The following is a 5,941-nucleotide window of genomic DNA, read 5'->3' as shown; positions in this document are numbered from 1 at the left end:
CCCCGCCTGCGCCGGGCAAGGTGTTCAAGGACTGCAAGGACTGCCCGGAAATGGTCGTGCTGCCCACCGGCACGTTTACCATGGGCACACCGGAGGATGAGGTTGGCCGCGAGCCGGATGAAGGGCCGATGCACCCGGTGACGTTTGCCAAACCGCTGGCGATCAGCCGTTTCCAGATTCTGCGCGGCGAGTGGGACGCCTACCTCAAGGACAGCGGCTACAAGATGCCCGACGGCGACACGCGTCCCGGTCGCGCGTGCAAGGCCGGGATCCCGGATTATCAGGGCAGCGACCCGCGCAAGCAGTACACCGACAAGCACCCGGCGGTGTGCATGGATTTCCCGGAGGCCGAAGCTTACGTGGCCTGGCTGTCGAAGAAGACCGGCCAGCCCTATCGACTGGTCAGCGAATCGCTGCGTGAATACGCCGCCCGCGCCGGCAGCACGGGCCCGTTCCCCTTCCCGTTCGACGAAGGCAAGGAATACAGCATCGCCAAACACGCCAACACTTACGGCGCCGCCGATGGCTACAACTTCACCGCGCCGGCCGGCAGCTTTCCGGCCAACGCCTTCGGCGTCTACGACATGCACGGCAATATTTATGAGTGGACCGCCGATTGCTACAACGAGAATTACGTCGGCGCGCCAAGCGATGGCAGCGCCTGGCTCAGCGGCAAATGCGAAGTGCGGCGCATCCGTGGCAACGACTGGGGCGAGGCACCGGTGTTCTCGCGCTCGGGCAACCGCAACGCCACCTACACCGACACCCGTGGCGACTGGATCGGCTTCCGGGTCGCCCGCGATCTGTAACGCCATCGCCCGGCTAAATTAGCCATCCCGCCAGTCGTTCTACAGGTGGGCGCGATCTCCATGGTGCGCCCACCGCCCTCTACGTCATCCAGGCGAACCCCACGCGCAGTGCCGGTGTTCGCCGCTCCTTCAAGCAGGGAACCTCCATGAGCAAACCAACACGCGGGGTGATCAATGAATTGTTCGCCCTGCTCAAACCCTTTCGACTGATCGTCAGCGTGTCGATCCTGCTCGGCATGGTCGGTGGCCTGAGCGTCACCGCGTTGCTGGCGACCATTAACAATGTGCTGCACGCCGAGGGCGCACTGACCAGCACCATGGTCGCGGTGTTCGCCGGCCTGTGCCTGCTGGCGCTGACCAGCTCGATCTTTTCCGACATCGGCACCAATTTCGTCGGCCAGCACATCATCGCCACATTGCGCAAAGAGCTCGGCGAGAAAGTCCTCTCGGCGCCGATCGAGCAGATCGAGCGCTATCGCAGCCATCGGCTGATTCCGGTGCTGACCCACGACGTCGACACCATCAGCGACTTCGCTTTCGCCTTTGCGCCGCTGGCGATTTCCCTGACCGTGACCCTCGGTTGCATGGGCTACCTGGCAATGCTGTCGTGGCCGATGTTCCTGATGATGGCGGTGGCGATCCTGATCGGCACGGTCATTCAGTACATCGCGCGCGGGCGCGGCATGCAGGGTTTCCTCAAGGCTCGCGACTACGAAGACGAGTTGCAGAAGCACTACCACGCGGTCGCCGAGGGCGCCAAGGAACTGCGCATCCACCGCCCGCGCCGGCATCGCATGTTTGTCTCGGGCATCGAAGGCACGGCCGACAAGATCTGCGCGACGCAGGTGCGTTCGGTAAACATTTTCGTGGTCGCCAAGACTTTGGGTTCGATGCTGTTCTTCGTGGTGATCGGCCTGGCGCTGGGCCTGCAATCGCTGTGGCCGAGCGCCGACAAAGCGGTGATGAGCGGCTTCGTGCTGGTGCTGCTGTACATGAAAGGGCCGCTGGAACACATCATCGGCACCTTGCCGATCGTCAGTCGCGCGCAGATTGCGTTCCGCCGCATTGCCGATCTGTCCGAGCAGTTTTCCTCGCCCGAACCGCACCTGTTGCTCAGCGATCAGGACCATCAAAAGACCCCGGTGCACAGCCTGGAACTGACCGATGTCTCGTACAGTTTTCCGACGGTAGAAGGCGCCAAGCCGTTCCGGCTGGGGCCGGTAAACCTGAAAATCGAACAGGGCGACATCATTTTCATCGTCGGCGAAAACGGCTGCGGCAAGACCACGCTGATCAAATTGCTGCTGGGTCTGTACGCGCCACAGCAAGGCGAAATCCGCCTCAACCAGCAGCTCGTCGACGCCAGCAACCGCGACGATTACCGCCAGTTGTTCACCACGATTTTCGCCGACTATTACCTGTTCGACGACGTGGTTCAGGGCGACACCCATATCCCGGAAGACGCCAACAAATACCTGGAGCGCCTGGAAATTGCGCACAAGGTCAGTGTGCGTGACGGCTCGTTCACCACCACCGATCTGTCCACCGGCCAGCGCAAGCGTCTGGCCCTGATCAACGCCTGGCTGGAGGAACGTCCGGTGCTGGTGTTCGACGAGTGGGCCGCCGATCAGGACCCGACTTTCCGGCGGATTTTCTACACCGAGCTGCTGCCGGACCTGAAGCGTCTGGGCAAGACCATCATCGTCATTTCCCACGACGATCGTTACTTCGATGTCGCCGACCAACTGGTGCGCATGAGCGCCGGCAAAGTGGTCACTGAGCTGCAACCCGCCTGACTGTGAAAAAATTTGTAAAAAAAAATGGCAGTGAGCTTTCCGGTTTTCGGAAGGCTCAACGTCTTACTAACAGTTAATAGAAATAGTTCTCAGTCAACACTTTGAAGAGTAGAAGAACAATGCCCGCACCGCACGGACTCCACCCGCTCGCCAAGGCTCTGCTGATCCGCCGCTCCTTCCGTTGCACCCTGCCAGCGTTCTGCGCCATGGCCCTGACCGTACCGATGGCCGGCCAGGCCCAAGCCGCTGCCGTGGCGATCAATATTCCTGCACAGTCGCTGGGGAGCGCGCTGCAGGAATTCGGTCGCCAGACCAACCTCCAAGTGCTGTACAGCCCGGATGAGGTCAGCGGCCTGCGCAGCAGCACGGTCAGTGGCAACCTGGAACCGACCGCCGCCATCGCGCAACTGCTGCAAGGCACCAACATCGCCTACAGCGTCGAGGGCAACAACGTCGCCTTGCGTTCGCGCAGCAGCGGTGGCGCCAGCCTCGATCTGGCCCCGACCAGCATTTCCGCCACGGCAGAATCGGCCTGGGGCCCGGTCGACGGGATCGTCGCCAAACGCAGCGCCACCGGTTCGAAGACCGATTCGTCGCTCAAGGAAATCCCGCAGACCATCAACGTCGTCACTCAAGACGAAATCAAGATGCGCGGCTCGAAGACCGTCACCGAAGCTCTGCAATACACGCCGGGCATGACCGGCGGCGGTTTCTCGGACCGGGTGAAGATCTTCGACGAACCGACATCCCGTGGCTTCTCCCCTACTCCGCTGTACCTCGACGGCCTGCACATGCCTTACGGCGGCGGCAGCACCGGCGGTTCGCTGCAGATCGACCCGTACACCCTGGAGCGCGTCGAAGTGCTCAAGGGCCCGGCCTCGGTGCTGTACGGCCAGAACCAGCCTGGCGGTATCGTCAACATGGTCAGCAAGCGTCCGACCGCGACCCCGCTGCATGAAGTGAAGCTCGGTGGCGGCAGCTATGACCGCAAGTACGGTGCCTTCGACCTCGGCGGCCCGATCGATGATCAGGGCGAATTCCTCTATCGCCTGACCGGCGTGGTCAACGACAGCGGCTCGGCCATCGACTACGCCAGCCAGAACCGCATGCTGCTGGCGCCAAGCCTGACCTGGCTGCCTAACGATCAGACCACCATCACCGTGTTCGGTCAGTACCAGAAAGACCACGACGTACCGGAAGCCCAGGGCCTGCCGGCCAACGGCACCGTGCATCGCAGCCAGGCCGGGCGCATCAGCCGCAGCCTGTTCCTCGGTGAGCCGGACGTGAACAAGTACCACCGCGAGCAGTTCGTGGTCGGTTACGAGATTGCCCACGAACTCAACGACGTCTGGACCCTGAAGCAGAACGCGCGTTACGCCGACATCAACGACCAGTACGTGGCGCCGCTGCACGGTTATGCGTTCCCGACCAACCCGGTCACCGGCCTCAACGACGGCAGCTACCAGAGCCGTTATGCGGTGGACTGGTCGCAGCACAACAAGGTCTACGGCATCGATAACATCGCCCAGGCCAAGTTCAACACCGCCGATGTCGAGCACACCGTGCTGCTGGGCGTGGACTACTACCACTACAATTCGAAATTCCTCGGCCTGTACGACCGCACCGCTCCAGGTCTGGACCTGTACAACCCGGTGTATGGCAGCCAGATCAATTTCCGCCAGCCGTACAAGTGGGACAACACCATCACCCAGACCGGCCTGTACGCTCAGGATCAACTGCGCTGGAACCAGTGGTTCCTGACCCTCGGCGGTCGGTATGACTTCGCCGAAACCGACAACAAGCAACCGCTGAGCGGCGGCCACAGCAACCAGAAGGACGAAAAGTTCACCGGGCGTGCCGGCCTCGGCTACGAGTTCGACAACGGCATCACACCGTACGTCAGCTACGCCGAATCGTTCCTGCCGCAAACCGGTACCGACATGAGCGGCAGCGCCTTCGAACCGACCACCGGCAAGCAGTACGAAGTCGGCGTCAAGTACGAGCCGAAGTCGATCGACGGCTTCATTCAGCTGTCGGCGTACCAGATCGACCAGGACAACATGCTCACCACCGACCTCAACAACCCGGGCTTCAGCACCCAGAGCGGCTCCGTGCGTTCGCGCGGTATCGAGCTGGAAGGCAAGGTCAACGTCACCCGCAACCTGCGCGTGCTGGCGGCGGTGTCGCGTAACCAGACCAAGTGGGAGAAAGACAACGACGGTCGCGAAGGTCGCACCCTGGCCATGCGTCCACCACTGACTGCCTCCGCGTGGGTCAACTACGACTTCGACATCTCCACCGCCCTCGCCGGTTTCGGCATGGGCCTGGGCGCCCGCTACGTGCGCAGCAGCTACGGTTCCGATTACGAGTCGGACTCGTTCCAGATTCCGTCCTACACCGTGTATGACGCCATGGTCTCCTACGACCTGGAAAAATCGCCGCTGCACGTCAAAGGCGTGAAACTGCAAGCCAACCTGCAAAACCTCACCGACGAGAAATACGTTGCCGCGTGCAACGGTACCCTCGACTGCTACTACGGTGAAGGCCGCACCATGACTGCTGACGTGACCTACAACTGGTAATACGTTTAGCGCTCACTGAAACGCCGGCATTTGCTGGCGTTTTTTTTGCGGGCTGATTGGGGCTTGGCGGCCTTTGGGCCGACCAGGCTCTTGGGGTTTTGGGTGTATATCCGTTTCTGCGGGTGCTGCCGCTGGCGGTTTCGCTCTTACAGCGAGTCACCTTTTCCAGACGCCGAAAAGGTAACCCAAAAGGCTTTGCCCCGGCGTACGGCACTTCGCTGAGGCTCAGTGTTCCCTCGCTACGGTGCCCATCCGGGGGCATCGCCTACGGTTTGCTTCGCTGCACCTCCTCTCGATGCATGCGGCTTCGCCGCACGGCGCTGCGCGCCTATCCCCCGGATGAACACCTACGCTCGGCCTGCCGAAGGGGCTGAAGATCAAAAGCCACATCAAAAGCCAAAGCCAGATCAAAAGATCACAGCCTTCGGCAGTTCCTACAGGGGATTGAGTGTTTTCAGTTAGAAATTGGTCGGCTGTCAGGCCGCCATCGCTGGCAAGCCAGCTCCCACAGTGGGATCGGGTGTCATCAGTTAGAAATTGGTCGGCTGGCAGGCCGCCATCGCTGGCAAGCCAGTTCCTACATGGGACTGAGTGTTTTCAGTCAGAAATTGGTCGGCTGTCAGGCCGCCTTCGCTGCAAGCCAGCTCCACAGTGGATCGGTGTTTCGTCAGAAATTGGTCGGCTGTCGAGGCCGCCTTCGCTGCAAGCCAGCCTCCACAGTCGGATGGTGTTTCAGTCAGAAATTGGTCGCTGT

General features: G+C 61.5%; 4 protein-coding genes. 3 read left to right on the top strand and 1 reads right to left on the bottom strand.

The genetic code is table 11. The annotated features are described in order from the left end of the window. The 3 genes from HT737_RS25020 to HT737_RS25010 form a co-directional block, all read left to right on the top strand. A partial coding sequence (locus HT737_RS25020) for a formylglycine-generating enzyme family protein (RefSeq protein ID WP_182404202.1) occupies positions 1-809 on the top strand: 809 nt, incomplete at its 5' end. Between the two features lie 146 nt (positions 810-955). Next, on the top strand, positions 956-2,605 hold the full coding sequence (locus HT737_RS25015; protein WP_182404201.1) for a cyclic peptide export ABC transporter: 1,650 nt from the start codon (positions 956-958) through the stop codon (positions 2,603-2,605). Between the two features lie 119 nt (positions 2,606-2,724). Beyond that, positions 2,725-5,187 (top strand): TonB-dependent siderophore receptor, encoded by a 2,463-nt coding sequence (locus tag HT737_RS25010; protein ID WP_095667048.1) that lies wholly within the window; start codon positions 2,725-2,727, stop codon positions 5,185-5,187. Between the two features lie 530 nt (positions 5,188-5,717). Here HT737_RS25010 and HT737_RS31315 read toward each other — a convergent pair. Then, a partial coding sequence (locus HT737_RS31315) for a hypothetical protein (RefSeq protein ID WP_220459500.1) occupies positions 5,718-5,941 on the bottom strand: 224 nt, incomplete at its 5' end.

It is taken from the genome of Pseudomonas sp. MD195_PC81_125, assembly GCF_014060985.1.
In the GTDB taxonomy this organism is placed as follows: Bacteria; Pseudomonadota; Gammaproteobacteria; order Pseudomonadales; family Pseudomonadaceae; genus Aquipseudomonas; species Aquipseudomonas parakoreensis.
The sequence above is the reverse complement of the archived record's forward strand: the minus strand, read 5'-3'. Positions and strand labels throughout refer to the sequence as shown.